Raw genomic sequence first — 22,458 nt, 5'->3', positions numbered from 1 at the left:
GGCGGCGCCCCGTCAGGACACGCCGAACGACCGGAGCGCCGCGAGGAACTCCTCCGGTCGTTCGGTGTGGACGAGATGGCCGGCGTCGATGGTGACGAACGTGCAGTCGGGGATCTGCCTGGCCATCCAGGCAAGGTCCTCCTGGTCGATCTGGCTCGTCGGACCGCCGCCGATGATCAGGGTGGGAGCGGTGATCTCGCCCAGGCGTTCACGGCCGGCCGGATCGGGTTCGTTGAGCTGGGCGTTGGTGGAGGGCACCACGGGCCAGTCGAAGCCGAGCTCCCCTTCCGGGCGTTCCACGTGGCCGCGGGGCGGGTCGAGCGGGAAGGGGGCGGGGCCTCCTCGATGACGAGCCGGCCGATGAGTCCGGGCTGCCGCTCGGCGAGCAGATAGGCCGCGGCGCCGCCCAGGGAGTGGCCGATGACCGTGGCGCCGGAGAGGTTGCGGGCCTCCAGGAACGCGTGCAGGTCGTCGCGGAACAGCTCGAAGGAGTAGCGGCCGGTCCAGTCGCTGAGGCCGTGGCCGCGGAAGTCGAGTGCGTACACGCGGTGTTCGGCCGCCAGCTCTTCGGCGATCCTGGTCCAGGTACTGCTGTCGCCGCTGCGTCCGTGGACGAGGACGACCGGGGGCGCCGACGGGTCTCCCCACACCCGGTAGGCGAGCCGTATCCCGCCTGCCTGCACGCTGTGCACGTCCGGGTCCAGGAAGGCGGCGACGGTGCGGACGAACGCCCCGGGGTCGTCGAGCCAGGGGAAGTGTGCGGCGCCGCGCTGCACCGCGAACTCCGCGTTCGGGAAGAGCGCGGCCAGTTCCGCGGCACGGTCGGGGTGGTCACCCCGTCGTACTCGCCGGCCAGGACGAGCACCGGGGAACGGAGCTCGCGCACAGCGGGCACGGTCGCGGCCGGGTCGAGTCCGCCCGGCGCGTAATAGCCCTGTGCGGCAACGGGGTTGATCTGCTCGGCGGACAGGGCGGCGTGGGCCTGTGCGGGGGCGTCCCAGCGGCCGTAGAGGAACGGCCGGGCGGCGGCGCGCAGTTCGTCGGTGAGGCGGCCCGCCCAGATCTCCTCCAGGGCCAGGAGCGCCTCCTCGTACCAGGGTTCGGACTGCCGCAGCCCGGCAGCCTCGCGGGCCTCGTGCTCGGCGAACGCGAAGCCGGCGGCCCGCGTGGTGGGGGCGACGAGGAGCAGACTGCGCAGTGCGCGGGGGTAGCGTGCGGCGTAGAGCGAGGCGAGGTCCGCGGCCGCCGAGTGGGCCAGCAGGTCGATGCGTTCCAGCCCCAGGTGGGCGCGCAGTGCCTCGACGTCGTCGACGAGCCGGTCGCAGCGGTAGGTGGATATGTCGTCCGGTACGGCGGAGTCCCCGGTCCCACGCAGATCGAGCAGCACCAGTTGCCGGTGGGCGTCGAGTCCGCCCAGGTCACCGAGGTAGGCGCTCGCCCGCATGGCCCCGCCCGGCAGGCAGATCAGCGGGGCACCCTGCCCGACGAGGTGATAGGCGAGCTCGGTTCCGTCATATGTGTGGAAAGTCGGCATGGGGACCATCCAAACAGGGCCGCCCGGGTGACGCAGCTCTGTTCGGTACGAGCGTATCCGCGTCGCGGCGGGCCCCTGTCGGGTGCGGTGCCGGGCAGTCGCCGCCGGCGAGCGGCCATATGCCGCAGTCGGGGTGCCGGCGGTGGCGGCCGGTCGGCCGGGGCGTGGTCACGGCCGGGCCCTGGAGCGGCCGGGGTACGAGCCGGGTCCGCCGGTCCTCGCACGCGACGGCGCGGACGACACGGGCCCGCAGGTGGTGCGGGCTGCCCGCACGAGATGGGCCGCCCCTCTTGCCAGGCGGCGGAAGATCCTGAATTACTGCTCCCGGGAGTAACGACCGAATGATCGGTCGTCTGCACGGTGCGCACGGAAGAGGGAGATCCGCATGACGGCTCTGCTGGACGCGGCGGAACGGATGGACCGCGAGGAGTTGCGGGCACTGCAACTGGAACGGCTGCGGGCGACCCTGCGCCACGCCTACACCCACGTCGGCCACTACCGGGCGGCGTTCGACCGGGCGGGACTGCACCCGGACGACTGCCGATCGCTCGCCGACCTCGCCCGTTTCCCGTTCACCACCAAGGCCGACCTGCGGGACAACTACCCGTTCGGGATGTTCGCGGTGCCCGAGGACCAGGTCCGAAGGATCCACGCCTCCAGCGGCACGACAGGCCGCCCGACCGTCGTCGGCTACACGCAGCGGGATCTGGACACCTGGGCGGATGTGGTCGCCCGCTCGATCCGGGCGGCCGGCGGCCGGCCTGGGCAGAAGGTCCATGTGGCTTACGGGTACGGGCTGTTCACCGGCGGCCTGGGGGCGCACTACGGGGCGGAGCGGCTCGGCTGCACCGTCATTCCCGCATCCGGCGGCATGACGGCCCGGCAGGTCCAGCTGATCCAGGACTTCCGGCCCGACATCATCATGGTGACGCCGTCGTACATGCTGACGCTCCTGGACGAGTTCGAGCGGCAGGGCGTCGACCCGCGTGCGACCTCGCTGAAGGTGGGGATCTTCGGCGCCGAACCGTGGACGCAGGAGATGCGGCGCGAGATCGAGGAGCGGTTCGCGATCGACGCGGTCGACATCTACGGGCTGTCCGAGGTGATGGGCCCGGGCGTCGCCCAGGAGTGCGTGGAGACGAAGGACGGGCTGCACATCTGGGAGGACCACTTCTATCCGGAGGTGGTCGACCCGTTCACCGGTGAGGTGCTGCCCGAAGGCGCGGAGGGTGAGCTGGTCTTCACCTCGCTCACCAAGGAGGCCATGCCGGTGATCCGCTACCGGACCCGGGACCTGACCCGGCTGCTGCCCGGTACGGCCCGGGTCTTCCGGCGGATGGAGAAGGTCACCGGGCGGAGCGACGACCTGGTGATCCTGCGCGGGGTGAACCTCTTCCCGACCCAGATCGAGGAGATCGTGCTCCGTACCCCGGCCGTGTCACCGCACTTCCAGCTGCGGCTGACCCGCGAGGGCCGGCTGGACGTGCTGACGGTGCGCGCGGAGGCCCGGGCGGAGGCGACTTTGGAGCAGCGCGCGGCCGCCGCCTCGGCGATCGCGGCGGCCGTCAAGGACGGGATCGGGGTCTCGGTCGGGGTGGAGATCCTGGACCCCGAGACGCTGGAGAGGTCGGTCGGCAAGTTCAGGCGGATCGTGGACGAGCGGGACCGGCCCGGCGGCTGACCCCGGCCCGGGGCCGCCGTCGCCGCGCCCCGCGTGCGACCGGGGTCCCGTCCGCCCGGTCCGGCACCCGTCAGGCGAAGCGGTCGCGCAGCTCCCGCTTGAGGATCTTCCCGCTGGCGTTGCGCGGGAGTCCGTCCACGAACACGACCCTCTTCGGGGCCTTGAAGTGGGCGAGCCTCTCGCGGGCGTGAGCGATCAGTTCGGCCTCGGTGGCCTCCCCACGGAGCACGACGACGGCGGTGACGGCCTCGATCCAGCGCTCGTCGGGCAGTCCGACGACCGCGGTCTCGGCGACCGCGGGGTGGGTGTAGAGGGCGTCCTCGACCTGGCGGGAGGCGACGAGGACGCCGCCGGAGTTGATGACGTCCTTCACCCGGTCGACGACGGTGAAGTAGCCCTCCGGATCGCGGACGGCAAGGTCACCGGAGTGGAACCAGCCGTCACGGAACGCCTCGGCGCTCTCCTCCGGTTTGTCCCAGTAGCCGCTGCACAGCTGGGGTGAGCGGTACACCACCTCACCGGCCGTGCCGTCGGGGACGTCCTTGCCGTTCTCGTCGACGACCTTGGCCTCGACGAAGAGAACGGGCCTGCCGCAGGAATCCATCCGGCCCTGGTGCTCGTCGGGGCCCAGCACGGTGGCGAGCGGGCCGATCTCGCTCTGGCCGAAGCAGTTGTAGAAGGCCAGCCCGGGCAGCCGGTCGCGGAGCCGTTCCAGCACCGGCACGGGCATGATCGAGGCGCCGTAGTACGCCTTGCGCAGTCCGCCGAGGTCGCGCCGCGCGAAGTCCGGGTGGTTGGCGAGGCCGATCCAGACGGTCGGCGGGGCGAAGAGGCTGTCGGCCTGCCCGGATTCGACGAGGTCGAAGATCCGGCCCGCGTCCGGCGAGTCCAGCACGGTGTTCTCGGCCCCGACCGCGAGGTAGGGCAGCAGGAACACGTGCATCTGGGCGGAGTGGTAGAGCGGCAGGGCGTGGACGGGGCGGTCGCCCGCGCGCAGGTCGAGGGCGGTGACGGCGCTGACGTACTCGTGGACGAGGGCGCCGTGCGTCATCATCGCGCCCTTGGGAAGCGCGGTGGTGCCCGAGGTGTACAGCAGCTGGACGAGGTCGTCCGCGGCCGGTTCGTGCGTGGGTGCGAAGGCGCGCGGTGCGGCGAGCTCGGTCAGCAGGGAATCCGGTGCGTCGCGCAGGGCCCGCGCGGCGTACCCGTCCGGAACGCGGCCGGCGAGGTCCGGGTCGGTGAGGACGAGGGAGCTGCCGGACTGGCTCAGGATGTAGGCGAGGTCCTCGCCCGTGAGGTTCTGGTTGACCGGTACGTGCACCAGTCCGGCCCGGGCGCAGGCGAGAAAGGCGATCAGATAGGCGTCGGAGTTGTGGGCGTAGGAGGCCACCCGGTCCCCCGGGCGCAGTCCGTGGCCGGTCATCAGGACGGCGGCCGCGGTGCCGACCGCCTCGTCGAGCGCCCGGTAGGTCCAGGTCCGGTCGGCGTACCGCAGGGCGGTGCGCTCGGGGGTGCGCCGTGCGCTGCGGGTCACGACGCCGTCGACTGTGCTGCTGCGTACACCTGTCATGGCGTGATCCTGTGCGGGCGGGGCCCGGCGGTCAAGGGTCCCGATACCGGCCGGGATGTTGACAGATGTACGGGTGTGCTGGCTGAGTTGCCCGTGTCAGCTCGAACTCCTGAGTAACCGTCTTTCGGACCAACACAGTTGGGAGGACCGTTGCCCCTCCGGAACCGTCTGAGGATTCTCGCCGTATCCGGTCTTGCGCTGTTCACCGTGTCGGCGTCCCTGCCGCCCGCCTCGGCGCTCACCACCCGCACCCACCATCCGTCGGGCGGCGGGCTCTCCGCCGTGATCCGCTACACCGAGTACGGCATCCCGCACATCGTGGCGAAGGACTACGCGAATCTGGGCTTCGGCAACGGCTGGGCACAGGCCGCCGACCAGGTCTGCACCCTCGCCGACGGCTTCGTCACGCTGCGCGGCGAGCGGTCCCGGTACTTCGGCCCCGACGCGGCTCCGGACGGTTCGCTGTCCTCCGCGACGAAGAACCTCTCCAGCGACCTGTACTTCCGCGGGGTGCGCGAGAGCCGCACCGTGGAGAAGCTGCTGAAGATACCCGCGCCGGCCGGCCCGAGCCGGACGACGAAGGAACTGCAGCGCGGCTGGGCGGCCGGCTACAACGCCTGGCTGGCGCAGCACCGGATCACTGATCCGGCGTGCCGCGGCGCCCGCTGGGTGCGCCCGGTCAGCGCGCTGGATGTCGCGGAGCGGGCCTTCGCGCTCTCCGTGCTCGGCGGTCAGGGGCGCGGCATCGACGGCATCACGGCCGCGCAGCCGCCCTCCGGGACGCCGGCCCCGCCCTCCCCCTCGCCGGGCGACGCGGCGGACGCCGCGGCCCGGCTCCTGTCGACGCAGAACGCGGACATGGGCTCCAACGCCGTGGCGTTCCGCGGCAGTACGACGGCGAACGGCCGCGGGCTGCTGCTCGGCAACCCGCACTATCCGTGGCAGGGCGGGCGGCGGTTCTGGCAGTCGCAGCAGGCCATCCCCGGGGAGCTGAACGTGGCGGGCGGTTCGCTGCTCGGCTCGGCCACCATGTCGATCGGGCACAACGCCCACATCGCGTGGAGCCACACCGTGGCGACGGGCGTCACCCTCAATCTGCACCAGTTGACCCTCGATCCGGCCGACCCGACCGTGTATCTGGTGGACGGCGAGCGGCAGCGGATGACGAAGCGCACGGTCAAGGTCGCCGTCAAGGGCGGCCCGGACGTGTCCCGCACCCAGTGGTGGACCAGGTACGGCCCCGTCGTCACCTCGCTCGGTGCGGGGCTGCCGCTGCCGTGGACGTCGTCGGCCGCGTACGCGCTCAACGACCCGAACGCCACGAACCTGCGCTCGGGCGACACCGCTCTCGGCTTCGCGAAGGCCCGCAGCACCGCCGGGATCAAGGAGGCGCTGCGCCGCACCCAGGGCCTGCCGTGGGTCAACACGATCGCGGCGGACTCGTCAGGGCACACGCTCTTCTCGCAGTCGCAGGTGCTGCCGAGGATCACGGACGATCTCGCACAGCGGTGCTCGACCCCGCTGGGCAGGGCGACCTACGCCGCGTCCGGCCTCGCGGTGCTGGACGGCTCGCGGAGCGACTGCGCACCGGGGTCGGACCCGGACGCGGTGCAGCCCGGGATCTTCGGGCCGGGGCGGATGCCGACCGTGGAGAACGCCCCGTACGTCGAGAACTCCAACGACAGTGCCTGGCTGACGAACGCCGACGCGCCGCTGACCGGTTACGAACGGATCTTCGGCACGGTCGGCACGCCGCGTTCCATGCGTACCCGGGGCGCGGTGGAGGACGTCTCCGCGATGGCGGACGAGGGCCGGCTGACGGTGGCCGCTCTGCAGCGCCAGCAGTTCGCCAACCGTGCGCCGGCCGGTGATCTGGCGGCACCTGAGCTGGCACGCGCCTGTGCCGCGCTGCCCGGTGGCGCCGCGGCCGGCAGCGACGGCACGCCGGTCGATGTGTCGGCGGCGTGCGCGGTGCTGCGCGACTGGGACCGGAAGGTGGATACGGGCAGCCGGGGTGCGCTGCTCTTCGACCGGTTCTGGCGGAAGGCGGTGGCGGTGCCGGTGACCGAGCTGTGGAGGGTGCCGTTCTCCCCCGCCGACCCGGTCGGCACGCCGAACACGCTGAACGCCTCGGCGCCCGGTGTCCTCGCGGCACTCGCCGACGCGGTGGCCGAGCTGCGGGGTGCGGGGATCGCGCTGGACGCGCCGCTCGGCGACCACCAGTCGGTGCTGCGGGGCGCCGCGCGGATCCCGGTCGGCGGCGGTACGGAGTCGCTGGGCATCTGGAACAAGACCGAAGGCGTGTGGGACGCGGCGGCCGGCGGGTACACGGACGTCTCGACCGGCTCCAGTTACATCCAGGCCGTCGGCTGGGACGGCAGCGCCTGTCCGGTGGCCCGCACCCTGCTCACCTACTCGCAGTCCTCGAATCCGGCGTCGCCGCACTACCGGGATCAGACCGAGCTGTTCTCGGGTGAGCGGTGGGTGACGTCCCGGTTCTGCGAGAAGGACATCGCGCGCTCGCCCGCGCTGCGGGTGGTACGCGTGCACGAGCGCCGGTAGCCGCTGGTACCCGTGCGATCTGCCCCTGGACCGTTGCCGGTTCAGGGGCAGATCCTTCACACGGCCTTGTGGTGCCCCTCCCAGTACGGGTCGCGCAACCGCCGTTTGTACAGCTTGCCGTTGGGGTCGCGGGGCATCGTCGTGATGAAGCCGAGGGTCTTGGGGCGTTTGTAGCCGGCGAGTTGCCCGGCGCAGTGTCCGAGGATCTCGGCGGCGAGGGCGTCGCCCGCCTCGTGTCCATCGGCGGGTTCGACGACTGCTCTGACCTCCTCGCCCCAGTCGGCGTGCGGGATGCCGAAGACGGCGGCGTCGGCGACCGCGGGGTGGGCGAGCAGGGCGCTCTCGATCTCGGCGGGGTAGATGTTGACCCCGCCCGAGATGATCATGTCGATCTTGCGGTCGCGGAGGAAGAGATAGCCTTCCTCGTCGAGGATGCCCAGGTCGCCCACGGTGAAGAAGTCCCCGATGCGGTTCTTCCGCGTCTTGCCCTCGTCCTTGTGGTAGCTGAAACCGCCGGTGCTCATCTTCATGTAGACGGTGCCGAGTTCGCCCGGCGGGAGGCGTTCGCCGTCGTCGTCGAAGACCGCGAGTTCGCTGATCGGCCACGCCCGGCCGACGGTGCCCGGCTTCTTCAGCCAGTCCTCGGCGGTGGCGAAGGCGCCGCCGCCCTCGCTGGCCGCGTAGTACTCCTCCACACACCGGCCCCACCAGTCGATCATGGCGCGTTTTACGTGGTCGGGGCAGGGGGCCGCGCCGTGAACGGCGTGACGCATCGCGGAGACGTCGTACCGCTGCTTCACCTCGTCGGGGAGGGCGAGGAGCCGGTGGAACTGGGTGGGGACCATGTGTGTGTGGGTGCAGCGGTGGGTGTCCATGGCCCGCAGCATCTCCTCGGGCGACCACTTGTCCATCAGGACCAGCGGGTGACCGATGTGCAGGGCGGCTCCCGCGAACTGCAGGACCGCGGTGTGGTAGAGCGGCGAACAGACGAGATGGACGTTCCCGTCGAACGGCTTGATGCCGAAGATGCCGAGGAAGCCGCCGAGGTAGGTCTCCTCGGGGAGCTTTCCGGACAGCGGGCGCCGGATGCCGCGCGGCCGGCCGGTGGTGCCGGAGGTGTAGTTCATGACCCAGCCGAGGGTGCGGCCCCCGGGGGTGAGACCGGCCGGTTCTCCAGCAGGTCGGCGTACGGGCGGAAGCCGGCGACCGGGCCGACGCCGTAGCGGTGGCTCGCGGGCAGTTCCGCCTCGTCGGCGGCGGCGGTCGCGGCCGCCGTGAAGCGTTCGTGGGCGATGAGCACCTTGGCGCCGGAGTCGGCGACGATCCAGGCGATCTCCGGGCCGACCAGGTGGTGGTTGACGGGGACGAGGTAGAACCCGGCCTGGGAGGCGGCGAGGTAGGCGGTGAGGAACTCGGCGCCGTTGGGCAGCACGACGGCGAAGGCGTCGCCCTCCTCCAGACCCGCCGCGCGCAGTCCGTGGACCATCCGGTTGGCGTCGGCGTGCAGCCTTCCGGCCGTCCAGGTCTCGCCGTCGGGTGCGATCAGGACGGTGCGGTCGGGGTCGGCGGTGGCCTGGGCCCAGAAGCCGTTGGGCGGCTGGTTCATTCGGTGCTCCGTCCGGCGATGCGGTTGATCCGGTCCACGGCACGTTCGAAGCCCCGGGTCAGGTCGTCGAAGACGGCCTGCACGCTGCGTTCGGTGTTCATCCGGCCGACGATCTGGCCGACGGGGGTACCGAGCAGTGCGCCCGTCTCGTACTTCTGGATACGGGATACGGCCTCGGCCACCAGGAGGCCCTGGAGCGGCATGGGCAGGGTGCCGGGGCCCGACGGGTCGTCCCAGGCATCGGTCCATTCGGTACGCAGCTGGCGCGCGGGCTTGCCGGTGAGGGCGCGCGAGCGCACGGTGTCGCCGGATCCCGCGGCGAGGAGTTTGGCGGTCAGCGCGCGGGAGTGCAGGTCGGCCTCCTCGGTGGTGAGCCAGAGGGAGCCGAGCCAGACGCCCTGGGCGCCGAGGGCGAGTCCGGCGGCGATCTGCTCGCCGCTGCCGATGCCGCCCGCGGCGAGGACGGGGAGCGGGCCGACGGCGTCGACGACGTCCGGGACCAGCACCATGGAGGCGATCTCCCCGGTGTGGCCGCCGGCTTCGTAACCCTGGGCGACGACGACGTCGATGCCCGCGTCCGCGTGGTGCCGGGCGTGCCGGGCGCTGCCGGCGAGGGCGGCGACGAGCACGTCCTGGTCGTGCGCGCGGGCGATGACGTCGGCGGGCGGTGAGCCCAGCGCGTTGGCGAGCAGCCCGATGGGGTAGCCGAACGCGACGTCGAGCTGGTTGCGGGCGACCTCCTCCATCCAGCCGGTGATGCGCCAGCCGGAGGCCTCGCCCGCGGCGAGCCCCGGGACGCCGTGTTTGGCGAGGGTCTCCTGGACGAACTGCCGGTGTCCGGCCGGGATCATCGCCTCGACATCGGCCTCGCTCACCCCCTCCACCTTCTTCGCGGGCATGACGACATCGAGGCCGTAGGGCCTGCCGTCGGTGTGCTCCTGCATCCAGTCGAGGTCGCGTGCGAGGTCGTCGGGGGCGGTGTAGCGGACCGCTCCGAGTACGCCGAATCCGCCGGCCCTGGTGATGGCCGCGGCCACCGCGGGGAACGGCGTGAAGCCGAAGATGGCGTGCTCGATCCCCAGTTTCTTGCTCAGCTCCGTCTCCATGGGCGGCAGGATGCCGCAGTCGGACAGCCGAGGGAAGAGCTTTTCTGATGCAGTGTCAGATTCTTTGTGGCTCCCGGGGCCTCCGGGGCGGCGGAGGGTGCCAGTACCCTCTGCCTCGGCAGGAAGTTTCAATGTCGGAAGAGATTTCGAAAGTTACTTTCACGCAGTGGGAAGGGGTTCCGGATGACCGAGGACACGTCGGGCGAGGGGATCAGCCGGCGCAGGCTGGGCGGTGGGATGCTGGCCCTGGGCGGAGCACTCGCCCTGGCGCCGATTCCGTTCGCGGAGCGGGCGTCTGCCACGGAGTCGGGGGCGGGGTCGTCGGGTATGCGCACAGGGACCGCGGCGGGGTCGCCGTCCGGGCAGAGCCGGCCCACGCTGCGGCGCGGGTCCGCCGCCCGCGCCGGGCTGCTCCAGGAGCCGCTCGACCAGCTGGTCGTCGAGGCGGAGAGATATCTCGCCGACTCCCCCAAGCACCCCTGGTACGCGGGTGCGGTACTGCTCGCGGGCGGGGCGGGACGGTCGCGCTGCACCGGCCGATCGGCAAGGCGGTGCGTTACGCGGCGTACGACGAGAAGACCGACACCGGTGTGGAGTTCCCGCCGGAGCAGCAGATCGCCATGGCCGAGGACACCGTCTTCGACCTGGCATCGGTGTCGAAGCTGTTCACCTCGATCCTCGCCGTGCAGCAGATCGAGCGCGGCAGGCTGGAGCTGGAGGCGACCGTGGCCTCCTACCTCCCCGACTTCGCCGGCGGCGGCAAGCAGGACATCACCATCCGTCAGCTGCTCACGCACACCTCGGGGTTCCGCGCCTGGATCCCGCTCTACAAGGCACCGACCCGGCAGGGAAAGCTGGAACTCCTGTGGAACGAGGTGCCGGCGAGCCCGCCCGGCACGGTGTACCTCTACTCCGACCTCAACCTGATCTCGCTGCAGCTGGTGCTGGAGAAGATCACCGGCCGCACCGAGGACGTACTGCTGCGCGAGCAGATCACCGCTCCGCTCGGGATGCAGCGCACCCGCTACAACCCGCCGGCCTCCTGGAAGCCGAAGATCGCCGCGACCGAGGACGCCCGGCTGCCGTGGTCCGGACTGGACCGCGGACTGGTCTGGGGCGAGGTGCACGACGAGAACGCTTACAGCCTCGACGGGGTCGCCGGCCACGCGGGCGTCTTCTCCTGCGCCTGGGACCTGGCGATCCTCGCCCGCACGCTCCTCAACGGCGGGGTCTACGGGCGGGCGAGGATCCTCTCCGCCGAATCGGTGGACCTGCTGTTCACCGACTTCAACACCGCGTTCCCCGGTGACGCGCACGGCCTCGGCTTCGAGCTCTACCAGCACTGGTACATGGGCGCGATGGCCACCCCGCGCACGGCCGGCCACACCGGCTTCACGGGCACCAGCCTGGTCCTGGACCCGACGACCGACTCGTTCCTGATCGTGCTGGGCAACTCGGTGCACCCGGTGCGCAACTGGCGTTCCGGCAGTGCGCCGCGCGTCGCCACCGCGAACCAGCTGGCGCGCGCCGTCGCGGTCCGGCCCGCCCGGGGCCGTACGGCATGGTTCTCCGGCATGACCGGGGCCTCCTCGGCCACGCTGGCGCTCCCGCCGCTGACACTCGCGTCCTCGCGGGCCCGGCTGAGCTGCGCCCTGTGGTGGGACACCGAGCCGGGGTCCGACTTCCTCTTCCTGGAGGGCTCGGCGGACGGCGGGACCGACTGGCAGCCGGTCCCCTTCACCACCCTGCCGACCCCGCAGAACCAACGGCCCCAGCCCGAACCGCACCCGGCCGGTTCGGCGTCCGGCTGGTCGGGCCGGGTCTGGCACCGGCTGGACGCCGACCTGTCGGCCTGGCACGGGGCGGAGCTACGGCTGCGCTGGCGGTACGCCACGGACCAGCTGTACGTGGGGCGCGGGGTGTACGTGGACGCCATCCGGGTCGAGGACGGCAACCGTACGGTCTTCGACGAGGCCAGGCCGGGCGACGCCCGCCGCATCGAGGCGAACGGCTGGACCGCTTCGGCCGACTGACGCGGGGCGGGAGGGGCGGGGTGTGCGGCCGCGGGCCCTCCCCCTCCCGCCCGGCGGACCGGTCAGCCGAGGATCAGCGGAAGCCTGCCGGCCAACTCGCCCAGTCCGGCCGTCTCCGCTTCGGTGGGGGCGCGCCGTCCGGTGCCGATCAGCAGCGCGTCCTCGTCGCTGAACGACGCGGGGAACGCGGCCCCGGCGATCCTCTCCAGCATCTCGCGGGTCCGGGCGAGCCCCTCCGCCGGCGGGCCCGCCACGTCCGGGAGGTGCGCGATCAGATCGAGGTGGTGCAGCGTCCACTCCAGGACGTACGCGCAGAGGTAGTCGCCCGCCGTGAGGACCATGTCCTGGGTGGCCACGCGCAGCCCCGGGTCGGCGAGCCCGGCGGCCCGGCCGGCGGCGGAACCGACGTCGTCGAGGTGGAACTTGAGCAGCCCCGGCTCCTCGTACGCGGCGGCCAGCCTGACGGTCAGGGCGTCGAGCGGGTCGTCGCCGGTCGGTGGCGTACCGGCGACGTGCCAGTAGGTCACCGCGTCGCGGGTCGGCGCCGTCGCGGTGGGGGTGACGAGCGTGATCAGGACGTCCTGGGCGTCGATCACCAGGTGACACACCAGGTCCCGCACGAGCCAGCCGGTACACCCGGACGGCTGCGCGAAGTCCTCGTCCCTGAGCTCGGCGACCGCTGTGCGCAACGCCGTCCAGGAGCGTGAGAAGAGATCCACCGCCGCAAACTAACAGTGTTCCGGCCCGCGTTCCGCACCATTTCACCCGCTCGTCGCAGGCACCCCTCAGCCGCGCCCGGAAATGAGCCGGCCCGCACCATCCCCGCACCGGCTCAGACCAGGCAGAACTCGTTGCCTTCCGGGTCCGCCATCTCAAGGTGATCGGGCTTCCCCTGCGCCTCGTGCTCGCGAAGCAGCGTCGCCCCGGCGGCGGTCAGCCGTCCGAGCGCATCGAGCACACGCGGCCACCGCACCTCCCACGGCACCTCCCGGCCACCACCGGCCTGTACGTCCAGATGCAGGCGGTTCTTCACCGACTTCGTCTCGGGCACCTTCATGAAGGAGAGGCTGGGGCCCACGCCGTCCGGGTCGGAGAGGTAGGCGCCGTCGTCCCATTCCGTCTCCGGGACCTCGTAGTGGGCGAACCACTCCTCCCAGCTGCCGAAGCCCGCCGGCGGCGGCTTCTCCACGTATCCCAGGGCCAGCGCCCAGAACTGCGCCAGCCGCGCGGGCTGCTCGCAGTCGATCGTCAGACTCCACCGTGTGGACATGCTCTCCCCTGCCCGCGTTCCCCACGCCTCGGCCGGCGCCGGATGGACCGATCGTGCCACGCCCGTCGCGCCCGCCGCCGCGCGTTCCGGGGCATCGGGGCCGTGAGCCCGCAGGCGGGTCCAGAAGTTTTTCCGGGTCGAAATATTTCGATACCGATCCCCCAGAATTTCGGGCCGCAAATCCCGCACAACGATGGAGAGGAGAGCGAACCACCAGGTCAGCAACACATCCCATGGATGCGTTCTGCAATTGCGACCATCAGGCCGCAGGCAGATCGACACAGCTTTCGGAATACTTTCGTAACTCTCCGACGCGAATGTGTGCATGCGTCCCACCACTCACCTCGGACGCAGTAAACAGATCGCAGATACATGCAGGTCAGGCAAATATTGCATAGCAGTCGAGCGGTTCATATCCTCGAAATATTTCGGAAATGTGGCGTTGACGAGGCTTTCCGGCGCGCGCATACTCTCCCTCGCTCCCTGCGCCACCCGACCAACCGGAAGAAGGTGTTGGAAAGTGCTCGTCAATTCCCCACTCGGCAGAGAACCCGTACGCCCGCCGCTGCGCTCCCGGTCCCGAAGGGCATTCACCCTCGTCACGGCGGGACTTCTCACCGCCGCCGGCGTCCTGTCACTGGCGGGTACCGCCGACGCGGCGACCACTCTCGGCGCCTCGGCCGCCGCCAAGGGCCGCTACTTCGGCGCCGCCGTCGCCGCCAATCACCTGGGCGAGTCCGCGTACGCCTCCACCCTGGACACCGAGTTCAACATGGTGACGCCCGAGAACGAGATGAAGTGGGATGCCGTCGAGGCCTCCCGCAACAGCTTCAACTTCGGTTCGGCGGACCAGATCGTCAGCCACGCCCAGGGCAAGGGCATGAAGGTCCGCGGCCACACCCTGGTGTGGTACTCGCAGTTGCCCGGCTGGGTCGGCGGACTGGGCGCCGACGACCTGCGCTCGGCGATGAACAACCACATCACCAAGGTGATGGACCACTACAAGGGCAAGATCTACGCCTGGGACGTCGTCAACGAGGCGTACCAGGACGGCGGCAGCGGGGCCCGCCGCAGCTCGCCGTTCCAGGACAAGCTCGGCAGCGGCTACATCGAGGAGGCCTTCCGCACCGCTCGCGCCGCCGACTCCGGCGCCAAGCTCTGTTACAACGACTACAACACCGACGGGCAGAACGCGAAGAGCAACGCGGTCTACGCCATGGTGAAGGACTTCAAGCAGCGTGGTGTGCCGATCGACTGCGTCGGCTTCCAGTCGCACTTCAACAGCAACTCCCCCGTCCCCGCCGACTACCAGGCCAATCTGCAGCGCTTCGCGGATCTCGGTGTCGACGTGCAGGTCACCGAACTGGACATCGAGGGTTCCGGGTCGGCGCAGGCCGCGAACTACACCAAGGTCGTGAACGCCTGCCTGGCCGTGACGCGCTGTGCCGGCATGACGGTGTGGGGCATCCCGGACAAGTACTCGTGGCGCAGCAGCGGCACCCCGCTGCTGTTCGACGACAACTACGGCAAGAAGGCGGCGTACACCGCGGTACTCACGGCGCTGGGCGGCACCGGCGGCGGGGGCGGCGGCACGAGCGGATCGTGCACGGCCACGTACAGCACGACGAACACCTGGGGCGACCGGTTCAACGGGCAGGTGACGGTGAAGGCGGGGAGTTCCGCGATCAGCAACTGGACGGTTCCGGTCACGGTGACGTCCCCGCAGAAGATCACCACCACCTGGAACGGCACCCCGTCCTGGGACGGCAGCGGCAACGTGATGACCATGAAGTCCAACGGCAACGGAAACCTGGCCGCCGGTGCCTCGACGTCCTTCGGGTTCACCGTTATGACGAACGGCAACACCTCGGCGCCCGTCATCGGCGCCTGCACCACCTCCTGACCCGCGGGCGGTCCGGGGCTCGGCCGCGCGGCGGCCCCCGGACGTCCGTCCGGTCACCGGTGCGAGGGCACCGCCTCATGGGCGGCGTCCTCGCACCTGCCGTACCCCGGTCAGCGAACCGCCCCCGTCCGGGTAGCCGGTTCAGCGGTGCGCACCCGGCTACCCGGCACCACCGCGTCGACAGGGGCGGGCGCGGTCGACTCCCGTACGACGAGCCTCGGCCTGATCAGGAGCGACCGTCCGGCGACCGGCGCCGAGTCGATCCTCGCCCGCAGCTGCTGGAACGTCTCGGCGGCCATCTCCGGCAGCGGCTGGCGGACCGTGGTGAGCGGCGGCTCGAAGAGGTCGGCGAGCAGGATGTCGTCGAACCCGACCACGGAGACGTCCTGGCCCGCGCTGCGGCCGGCGTCCTTCGCACCCCGGCAGATCCCGATCGCGCACATGTCGTTGATGGCGACGAACGCGGTGGGCGGGCGCGGTCCGCTGAGGAGTTCGCGGGCGGCGTTGCGGCCCAGTTCGGCGGCGTCCTTGTCGCCGAACTCGGCGGTGTCGGCGCCCGGCCAGACAATCGCGTCGGCCGGGTCCAGGCCCGCCGACTCCAGCGCGGCCCGGAAGCCGCGCAGCCGCTCGCGACGGTTGACGCTGTTGACCGACCCGGAGACGAACGCCAGCCGGCGATGCCCCAGTTCGAGCAGGTGGCGGGTGGCGAGCTCGGCGCCCATCGCGTTGTCGACGCTGATGGAGGCCAGCGACGGCGGGTCTCCGGCCTGGGCGGTGCGGTCGAAGGCGACCATCTTCAGGCCGCGGGCCAGCAGTGGCGCCACATGGTCGAGCGAGGGCAGCGAGGAACAGAGCACCACTCCGCTCACCCCGTCGGCCAGCAGCTCCTCTCCGTACTTGAGCTCGCGGGCCGGGTCCCGCTCGCTGTTGCAGAGCAGTACGTGGTAGCCCTCGGCGAGTGCGATGGCCTCCAGCTCCCGGGCGAGCGCACCCCAGAAGGGGTTGGCGACGGACGGCACGATCAGGCCGATGACCTTGATCCGGCCGGTGCGCAGCATCCGGGCCGCGCGGTTGGGCCGGTAGCTGAGCTGCTCGATCACCCGCTCCACGCGGGCCAGGGTCGCCGCCTGCATACGGTCCGTACGTCCGTTGAGGACGTTCGACACGGTGCTTGCGGAGACACCCGCAGCCGCCGCGACCTGATGGATCGTTACCCCGCTCATGCCACCTCCGGTTCGGAACGTGTTCAGCCAGCCTAGTGTACCGATTTACTGAACTCTCTTCACCGGTACACCCGTTAACTTCCTCGAAAATTGTTGTGCATCAGCTGTTGACGCGGCTCTTCGAGCGTTCTTAGTCTCAGTGCATCGATTTACCAGCTCTTCCCAGCTGTGGCCGGGTTGCCATCGCTGGATCGATCCACTGCCTCCACCTCGAAAGGGGTGCCCAATGGAACTCAAACGACGGTCGCTGCTCGCTGCCATCGGCGCCGGTACGGCTGCGGCCGCGCTCTCCGGCTGCGGCACCGGCTCCACGGCGGCCGGCTCCGCCGATGGTCCCGCCGAGGGCGAGATCACCCTGCTCACCCCGATCTACGAAGGCGCCGACGGCAAGACGCTGTTGGAGAAGAAGATCCTCGGCGGCTTCCGGAAGAAGTATCCGGACGTCAAGGTGAACGTGGACTACACCACGTATGCGCAGCTCAACGAGAAGATCACCACCGGTCTGGCCGGCGGCCTGCTGCCCGACGTGCTGATGATGGGCGTCGGCTGGATCCCGCCGTTCGCGGCCAAGAAGGCCATCGCCCCGCTGCCCGAGAAGTTCGCCACCGCGCACGAGTACGAGAAGCGGGTGCTGGAGCCGTCGCGCTACGACGGCAAGCTCTACGCACTGCCGGTGGTTCTCGACACCCGCATCGTCGTTTACCGCAAGGACCACTTCGCCGAGGCCGGCATCAAGAAGACACCGGCCAACTGGGCGGAGCTCCGGGCCGTCTCGAAGCAGTTGACGAAGGACGGCCGGATAGGTTTCGACCCGTTTTCCATTGATCTGCGCCAGTGTTGGGAGACCTTCCTGTTCGCCAACGGCGGGCAGCTCTTCAGCGCCGACGGCAAGAAGGTGTTGTTCACCGACAACCGGGGCGTCGAGGCGCTGCAGTTCTTCAAGGACCTGGTCAAGGACGGCTCCGCCTCCTACGCGAAGAAGACGGACGCCGGGGCCCCTTCGAACGTCCAGACGGGCAAGGCGTCGATGATGATGACGACCAGCGCCCTGTGGGTGCAGGTCGGCGAGCAGAACCCGGAACTGCTGAAGGACGACAAGCTCGGCGCCTTCGTGCTGGCCAACCGCCGGCCGGCGATGCTCCAGGGCGGCACGCTGGTCACCCAGTCGGCGAGTTCCAAGCACCCGGCGGCCGCCCGTGCGCTGGTCGAGTACCTCGCGACCCCGGAGTCGATCCTGGGCGCGGCCGAGCAGCGTGGTTCCGTGCCCGGGCTCAAGGACCTCAGCGACACCGGCTACGTGAAGGAGAACGAGTTCGTCGACCTCTCCCTGCAGAGCATGGGCGACGCCTTCTCGGAGGGCGGCACCGCGGCCTGGATGGAGATCCGCGAGAAGATCAAGCCGACGCTGGAGCCCGCGATCGTGGGCGGCCAGTCCGCGAAGGATGCCATCGCGGAACTCGGCCGTCTCGCCGAGGCCGCCATCGGCCGGATGTGAGGCGTCACTGTGGGAGCTGTATCCGTACTGAAGGCACGGCCCGCGGGGCCGCCTTCCCCGCCTGAGAAGAGCGCGCCGGCGACACGGCGCTCACGCCGGACCCCGACCGGACCCGGACGCCGAAGGCAGCGGGCCGGCATGCTGATGGTGGCGCCCGCCCTGCTGCACGCGTCCCTCTGGATCGGTCTGCCGGTCGTGGCCTCGGTGGTCCTGGCCTTCACGAAGTACGACGTGCTGACGGCACCGCAGTTCGTGGGCCTGGACAACTTCCGGGACATGCTGGACGACGCGGTGTTCCGCAAGTCCATCGTCAACACCGTCATCTACACCTTCTTCACCGTGCCGTTCGGCATGGCGCTGGGGCTGCTGATGGCCCTGGCACTGCACACCGGGCTGAAGGCGCGGGGCATCTTCCGCACCGCGATCTTCCTGCCCCAGGTCACCGCCACGGTCGCGATCGCCCTGGTCTGGCTGTGGATCTACAACCCGGGCAACGGGCTGTTCAACACCCTGCTGTCGCTCGTCGGCATCAACGGACCGGCCTGGCTGGCCTCGACCTCGTGGGCGATGCCCTCGGTGATCCTGGTCGGCATCTGGCAGGGCATCGGCATGAAGATGCTCATCTACCTGGCCGCTCTGCAGTCCCTGCCGAAGGAACTGTACGAAGCGGCCTCGGTGGACGGCGCGTCCAAGGTGCGGCAGTTCTTCTCGATCACCCTGCCGCTGCTGAAGCCCGCGACGTTCTTCGTGCTCATCACCTCGATGATCAGCGCGTTCCAGTCGTTCGACCAGATCTACATCCTCACCGACGGCGGACCCGCCAACAGCACCACGATGATGACGTATGAGATCTACAAGTCCGCCTTCCGGGAGTTCCGCGTCGGCTACGCCTGCGCCCAGTCCCTGGTGCTGTTCGTCCTGCTGATGGGCTTCACCCTGGTCAACCGGCGGATCATGGGAGGCACCCGTGGCCACAGCTGAGCTGCACAAGCCCGGGGCCGGGCACACGCCCCGCCCCACCGCGAAGGGAAAGCCGCTCTCCGCCGGCCGGATCGCGCTCTATGTGACGCTGTCCGTCATCTCGCTGCTGATGATGGTGCCGTTCATCTGGATGGTGCTGACCTCGCTCAAGACACCGGTGGAGATCGCGTCGCAGGACGCGGGACTCCTGCCGGAGCACTGGGAGTTCAGCAACTACATCGACGCGCTGAAGGCCGCGCCCTTCGCCACGTACGCCCGCAACAGCTTCATCATCGCGTTCAGTCACACGCTCATCAACGTCCTGGTGGCGTCGATGGCGGGGTACGCGCTGGCCCGGATCAGGTTCCGGGGCAGTGACGTCATCTTCTACCTCTTCATCGCGGCGCTGATGATCCCGACGTACACCAAGGTGCTCCCCGAGTTCCTGATCGTCCGCTTCATGCCGCTGGCCGGCGGCAACGACCTCTTCGGCCAGGGCGGCAGCGGCTGGCTGGACTCCTGGTGGGCGCTGATCGTGCCCGGCGCCGTCACCCCGTTCGCCGTCTTCCTCTTCCGGCAGTTCTATCTGGACCTGCCGGTGGAACTGGAGGAGGCGGCCCGGCTGGACGGACTGGGCGAATTCCGGATCTACGCCCGGATCATGACGCCGCAGGTCAAGCCCGCGCTCACCACGGTGGCGCTGCTGACCTTCGAGTCCTCGTGGAACAACTTCCTCTGGCCGCTGCTGGTGACCCGGACGGACAGTCTGCGGGTCATCCAGGTGGGGCTCTCCGTCTTCAAGACGGAGAACGGCACCCAGTGGCACTTCCTGATGGCCGGCACCACGCTCGCCACCCTCCCCATGGTCGTTCTCTTCCTCATCGGCCAGCGCTATTTCGTGCAGGGCTTCGCAACCGCCGGTCTCAAGTGACCGGTCCCGGTCCTCAGCGACCGGTTATCGAAAGGTTTCCCCCCATGTCTGCTGATCTCCAAGGCTCCCGCGCGCTGGTGACCGGATCGGGCCACGGCATCGGCCGCGCCATCGCCGTAGCCCTCGCCGAGGCCGGCGCCGATGTCGCCGTGCACTACCACTCCTCCGCCGACGAGGCCGCGAAGACGGTCTCCGAGATCGAGGCGCTGGGCAGGCGGGCGAAGGCCTTCCAGGCCGATGTGACGGTGACGGCGGAGGTGGACCGCTTTGTCGAGGAGGCCACCGGATTCCTCGGCGGTCTGGACGTCCTGGTCTGCAACGCGGGCCACCTGATCGGCCGGACGAAGATCGCCGAGATGTCCGACGACCACTTCGAGCAGGTCATCTCGACCAATCTGACCTCGACGTTCCGTACCGTGCGGGCAGCCCTGCCGCATCTGACGAAGTCCTCGGCCGGGCGCGTCATCACCATGTCCTCGCTGGCCGCGCACAACGGCGGTGGCCCCGGCTCGGTCGCCTACGCGGCCGCCAAGGCCGGAATCGTGGGCTTCACCAAGGGTCTCGCCAAGGAGCTCGGCGGCAGCGGCATCACGGTCAACGCCGTGGCTCCCGGCTTCATCAAGGGCACCGCCTTCCACGACACCTTCACCGCGCCGCAGGCGCAGCAGGCCATGGAGGCGGGCATCCCGGTGGGCCGGGCCGGCACGCCGCAGGACGTCGCCTCGGCCGTGGTCCACCTGGCGTCACCCGCGTCCGGCTTCCTGACCGCCACCACGGTGGACATCGACGGTGGCGTGTGGCCCCGTTGAGGCGGATCGCCCGGGAGCGCGGCGGGTGGTGGCATGCGTACGTGTGCCCCGCGCACGGTGTGGAGCTGGACCACGGCGATGTGCTCGCCGGGGTGTTCCCCGAGGGCGGCGCGCGCTGCGCGTACGGCTGCCGGGTGGACAACGAGGCGGTGCGCGGCGCCTGGCTGGTGCTGTCGCACCAGGCGTGGGCGCGCCACCTGCGGGTGCTCGCCCACCGCGGCGAGCGCGCCGAGGCGGTGGCGCGGCTGGTCGAGTACGCCGGTCTGTACGAGGAGCTGGCCACCGCGCAGCACGGCGAGGCGCAGGGCTGGATGCTGCGCGGCCGGCTGTTCCACCAGGCGCTGACCGACGCGATCTGGGCGGTGAACATCGGGCACGCCGTCCTCACGCTCGCCGAGCGCGGCACGGATGATCTGGCCGGGGTGCTGCCGCTGCTCGACGCGCTGGAGCGGGCGGCGCTGGACGCCCGGGACGTGCTGACCGGGAAGGGACAGCTCGCCTCGAACTACACCGCGTGGCTCAACGCCGCCGGGGTGGCCGCCGGTCGCGGCGCCGCCGCGGCGCGCGGGCAGGCGTGGGACGGCGGCAAGGAGTGGCTGGAGGGCGAGCACGGTCTGTACGCCCACCTGCGGGTCGCCGTCGCCGAGGACGGCTGGGAGTGGGAGGGCAGCACCTACTACCACGGGTTCGTCCTGCGGGCGGCGCTGCTGGCCCTGCGGGGCACCGATCCGAAGGCCGTACCGGCCGACGTGGTGGGTGTGCTGGCCGGGATGACGGATGTGCTGGCGGCCATCGCGACGCGGGGCGGCATCCTGCCCGCGCTGCACGACGGTCCCTACCTGCGCCGCCCGCTGGCGCTGGAGTGGCTCGAACTGGTGGCGCTGGCACAGCAGTTGGTGCCGTCAGCGGCGCTGGAAGCGGTGGCCGGGCGGGCTCGTGCCGAGCTCGGTGACGCGGACGACGGTCTCGACCGGGAGCTGGGCGGCTGGTTCGCCGGGCCGCCGCTGGCAGAGCGCCCGGCGCCCGGTGCGCTCACGGTGTTCGGCGCGACGGGCTACGCGGTGCTGCGCGTCGCGGGCATCCACGCGCTGCTGGACTTCGGTCCGCACGGCGGCTCGCACGGCCACCGGGACAAGTTGTCCCTTTATCTCTACGGCGACACGACGCCGTGGCAGCCCGACCCCGGGCAGGTGCCGTACGCCCACGCCGAGTTCCGTGATCTGTACGCGTCGACCGAGGCGCACCCGGCGTTCCGGGTGGACGACGGCGAACAGGCCGAGTGCACCGGGGCGCTGCTCGCCTCGGACGACTGCTCCGTCACCGCCGAGGTGACCACCGCGTACGAGGGTGTGCGCGGGGTCCGGCGGATCGTGGCGGGCGACGGCTTCCTGGTGGACCTGCTGACCGTGACCGCCGGGGAGGCCCGGCGCCTCACCGCGCAGCTGCGTCCGGGCACCGCGCTGGACGTGCAGGTGCAGGCCGCGGGCCCGGTGCGCACCACCTGGTACGGCGACGAGACCCTGCACGGCTGGCACACGCACCGTGCCGGGGTGCCGGTGCGCCCGGTGAGCGGGCCGGGCCCCGGCCCGGCGGACGACCCGCAGCGCGTGCGTACCCGGGTCGACTTCACCGCGGTCACCGACCGGGTCACCTTCGCCTCGGTGTACCAGGCCGCGTCGGCCGGCCCTGCCGTGACCGACGTACAGCTGGACGGCGACGGGCTGACGGTCCGTCTCGCCGACGGCACCACCGCACGGTTCCGATCGGAGGACTGA

15 protein-coding genes and 3 pseudogenes are annotated in these 22,458 nt (G+C 70.7%); 9 read left to right on the top strand and 9 right to left on the bottom strand.

What is annotated here, in order from left to right; translation table 11 throughout:
* Nucleotides 1-12 precede the first annotated feature (12 nt).
* The 3 genes and pseudogenes from LNW71_RS32040 to LNW71_RS32030 form a co-directional block, all read right to left on the bottom strand.
* Nucleotides 13-126, bottom strand: coding sequence for an alpha/beta fold hydrolase (locus LNW71_RS32040; RefSeq protein WP_250971372.1), 114 nt, complete (start codon nucleotides 124-126; stop codon nucleotides 13-15).
* Between the two features lie 50 nt (nucleotides 127-176).
* Nucleotides 177-776, bottom strand: a complete 600-nt coding sequence (locus LNW71_RS32035) for an alpha/beta fold hydrolase (RefSeq protein ID WP_250971371.1) — start codon at nucleotides 774-776, stop codon at nucleotides 177-179.
* Between the two features lie 83 nt (nucleotides 777-859).
* Nucleotides 860-1,444: pseudogene (locus LNW71_RS32030) on the bottom strand (alpha/beta fold hydrolase); the annotation flags it as partial.
* A gap of 475 nt (nucleotides 1,445-1,919) precedes the next feature.
* Here LNW71_RS32030 and paaK point away from each other — a divergent pair.
* Entirely contained in the window at nucleotides 1,920-3,215 is a 1,296-nt protein-coding gene (gene paaK / locus LNW71_RS32025; RefSeq protein ID WP_250971370.1) for a phenylacetate--CoA ligase PaaK, read from the top strand.
* A 70-nt stretch (nucleotides 3,216-3,285) separates the two neighbouring features.
* On the opposite strand, the gene LNW71_RS32020 is transcribed toward paaK, so the two are convergent.
* On the bottom strand, nucleotides 3,286-4,785 hold the full coding sequence (locus LNW71_RS32020) for an acyl-CoA synthetase (RefSeq protein ID WP_250971369.1): 1,500 nt from the start codon (nucleotides 4,783-4,785) through the stop codon (nucleotides 3,286-3,288).
* A 150-nt stretch (nucleotides 4,786-4,935) separates the two neighbouring features.
* On the opposite strand from LNW71_RS32020, the gene LNW71_RS32015 reads away from it, so the two are divergent.
* On the top strand, nucleotides 4,936-7,347 hold the full coding sequence (locus LNW71_RS32015; protein WP_250971368.1) for a penicillin acylase family protein: 2,412 nt from the start codon (nucleotides 4,936-4,938) through the stop codon (nucleotides 7,345-7,347).
* A gap of 56 nt (nucleotides 7,348-7,403) precedes the next feature.
* On the opposite strand, the pseudogene LNW71_RS32010 reads toward LNW71_RS32015, so the two are convergent.
* A pseudogene (locus LNW71_RS32010) lies at nucleotides 7,404-8,953 on the bottom strand (acyl-CoA synthetase).
* Complete coding sequence (locus tag LNW71_RS32005) at nucleotides 8,950-10,059, bottom strand: nitronate monooxygenase family protein (protein ID WP_250971367.1); 1,110 nt, start codon at nucleotides 10,057-10,059, stop codon at nucleotides 8,950-8,952. Before LNW71_RS32005 ends, LNW71_RS32010 begins: the two are co-directional and overlap by 4 nt.
* Before the next feature lie 183 nt (nucleotides 10,060-10,242).
* On the opposite strand from LNW71_RS32005, the pseudogene LNW71_RS32000 reads away from it, so the two are divergent.
* Nucleotides 10,243-12,092 (top strand): annotated as a pseudogene (locus tag LNW71_RS32000) (serine hydrolase).
* Nucleotides 12,093-12,154: 62 nt separating this feature from the next.
* On the opposite strand, the gene LNW71_RS31995 reads toward LNW71_RS32000, so the two are convergent.
* Nucleotides 12,155-12,811: a maleylpyruvate isomerase N-terminal domain-containing protein gene (locus tag LNW71_RS31995; protein WP_250971366.1), complete on the bottom strand. Its 657-nt coding sequence runs from the start codon at nucleotides 12,809-12,811 to the stop codon at nucleotides 12,155-12,157.
* A 113-nt stretch (nucleotides 12,812-12,924) separates the two neighbouring features.
* On the bottom strand, nucleotides 12,925-13,362 hold the full coding sequence (locus LNW71_RS31990) for a VOC family protein (RefSeq protein WP_250971365.1): 438 nt from the start codon (nucleotides 13,360-13,362) through the stop codon (nucleotides 12,925-12,927).
* 520 nt (nucleotides 13,363-13,882) lie between these two features.
* Between LNW71_RS31990 and LNW71_RS31985 the strand changes: the two genes are divergently transcribed.
* On the top strand, nucleotides 13,883-15,265 hold the full coding sequence (locus tag LNW71_RS31985; protein ID WP_374119479.1) for an endo-1,4-beta-xylanase: 1,383 nt from the start codon (nucleotides 13,883-13,885) through the stop codon (nucleotides 15,263-15,265).
* Nucleotides 15,266-15,375: 110 nt separating this feature from the next.
* On the opposite strand, the gene LNW71_RS31980 is transcribed toward LNW71_RS31985, so the two are convergent.
* Nucleotides 15,376-16,488 carry a LacI family DNA-binding transcriptional regulator gene (locus LNW71_RS31980; RefSeq protein WP_250971364.1) on the bottom strand — a complete coding sequence of 371 codons (1,113 nt, stop codon included), beginning with the start codon at nucleotides 16,486-16,488 and terminating at the stop codon, nucleotides 15,376-15,378.
* A gap of 226 nt (nucleotides 16,489-16,714) precedes the next feature.
* On the opposite strand from LNW71_RS31980, the gene LNW71_RS31975 reads away from it, so the two are divergent.
* From LNW71_RS31975 to LNW71_RS31955, 5 genes are all read left to right on the top strand, one after another.
* The gene (locus LNW71_RS31975; protein WP_250971363.1) at nucleotides 16,715-17,983 is read left to right on the top strand and encodes an ABC transporter substrate-binding protein; all 1,269 of its coding nucleotides are present in this window, start codon (nucleotides 16,715-16,717) and stop codon (nucleotides 17,981-17,983) included.
* A gap of 138 nt (nucleotides 17,984-18,121) precedes the next feature.
* Entirely contained in the window at nucleotides 18,122-18,964 is an 843-nt protein-coding gene (locus LNW71_RS31970; RefSeq protein WP_250971362.1) for a carbohydrate ABC transporter permease, read from the top strand.
* The gene (locus LNW71_RS31965) at nucleotides 18,951-19,874 is read left to right on the top strand and encodes a carbohydrate ABC transporter permease (RefSeq protein WP_250971361.1); all 924 of its coding nucleotides are present in this window, start codon (nucleotides 18,951-18,953) and stop codon (nucleotides 19,872-19,874) included. Before LNW71_RS31970 ends, LNW71_RS31965 begins: the two co-directional genes overlap by 14 nt.
* 44 nt (nucleotides 19,875-19,918) lie before the next feature.
* On the top strand, nucleotides 19,919-20,683 hold the full coding sequence (locus LNW71_RS31960) for an SDR family NAD(P)-dependent oxidoreductase (protein ID WP_250971360.1): 765 nt from the start codon (nucleotides 19,919-19,921) through the stop codon (nucleotides 20,681-20,683).
* The gene (locus tag LNW71_RS31955; RefSeq protein WP_250971359.1) at nucleotides 20,671-22,458 is read left to right on the top strand and encodes a heparinase II/III family protein; all 1,788 of its coding nucleotides are present in this window, start codon (nucleotides 20,671-20,673) and stop codon (nucleotides 22,456-22,458) included. Before LNW71_RS31960 ends, LNW71_RS31955 begins: the two co-directional genes overlap by 13 nt.

Origin of the sequence: Streptomyces sp. RKAG290, assembly GCF_023701695.1 — a bacterium.
In the GTDB taxonomy this organism is placed as follows: domain Bacteria; phylum Actinomycetota; class Actinomycetes; order Streptomycetales; family Streptomycetaceae; genus Streptomyces.
This window is presented reverse-complemented; position numbering and strand designations above follow the sequence as displayed.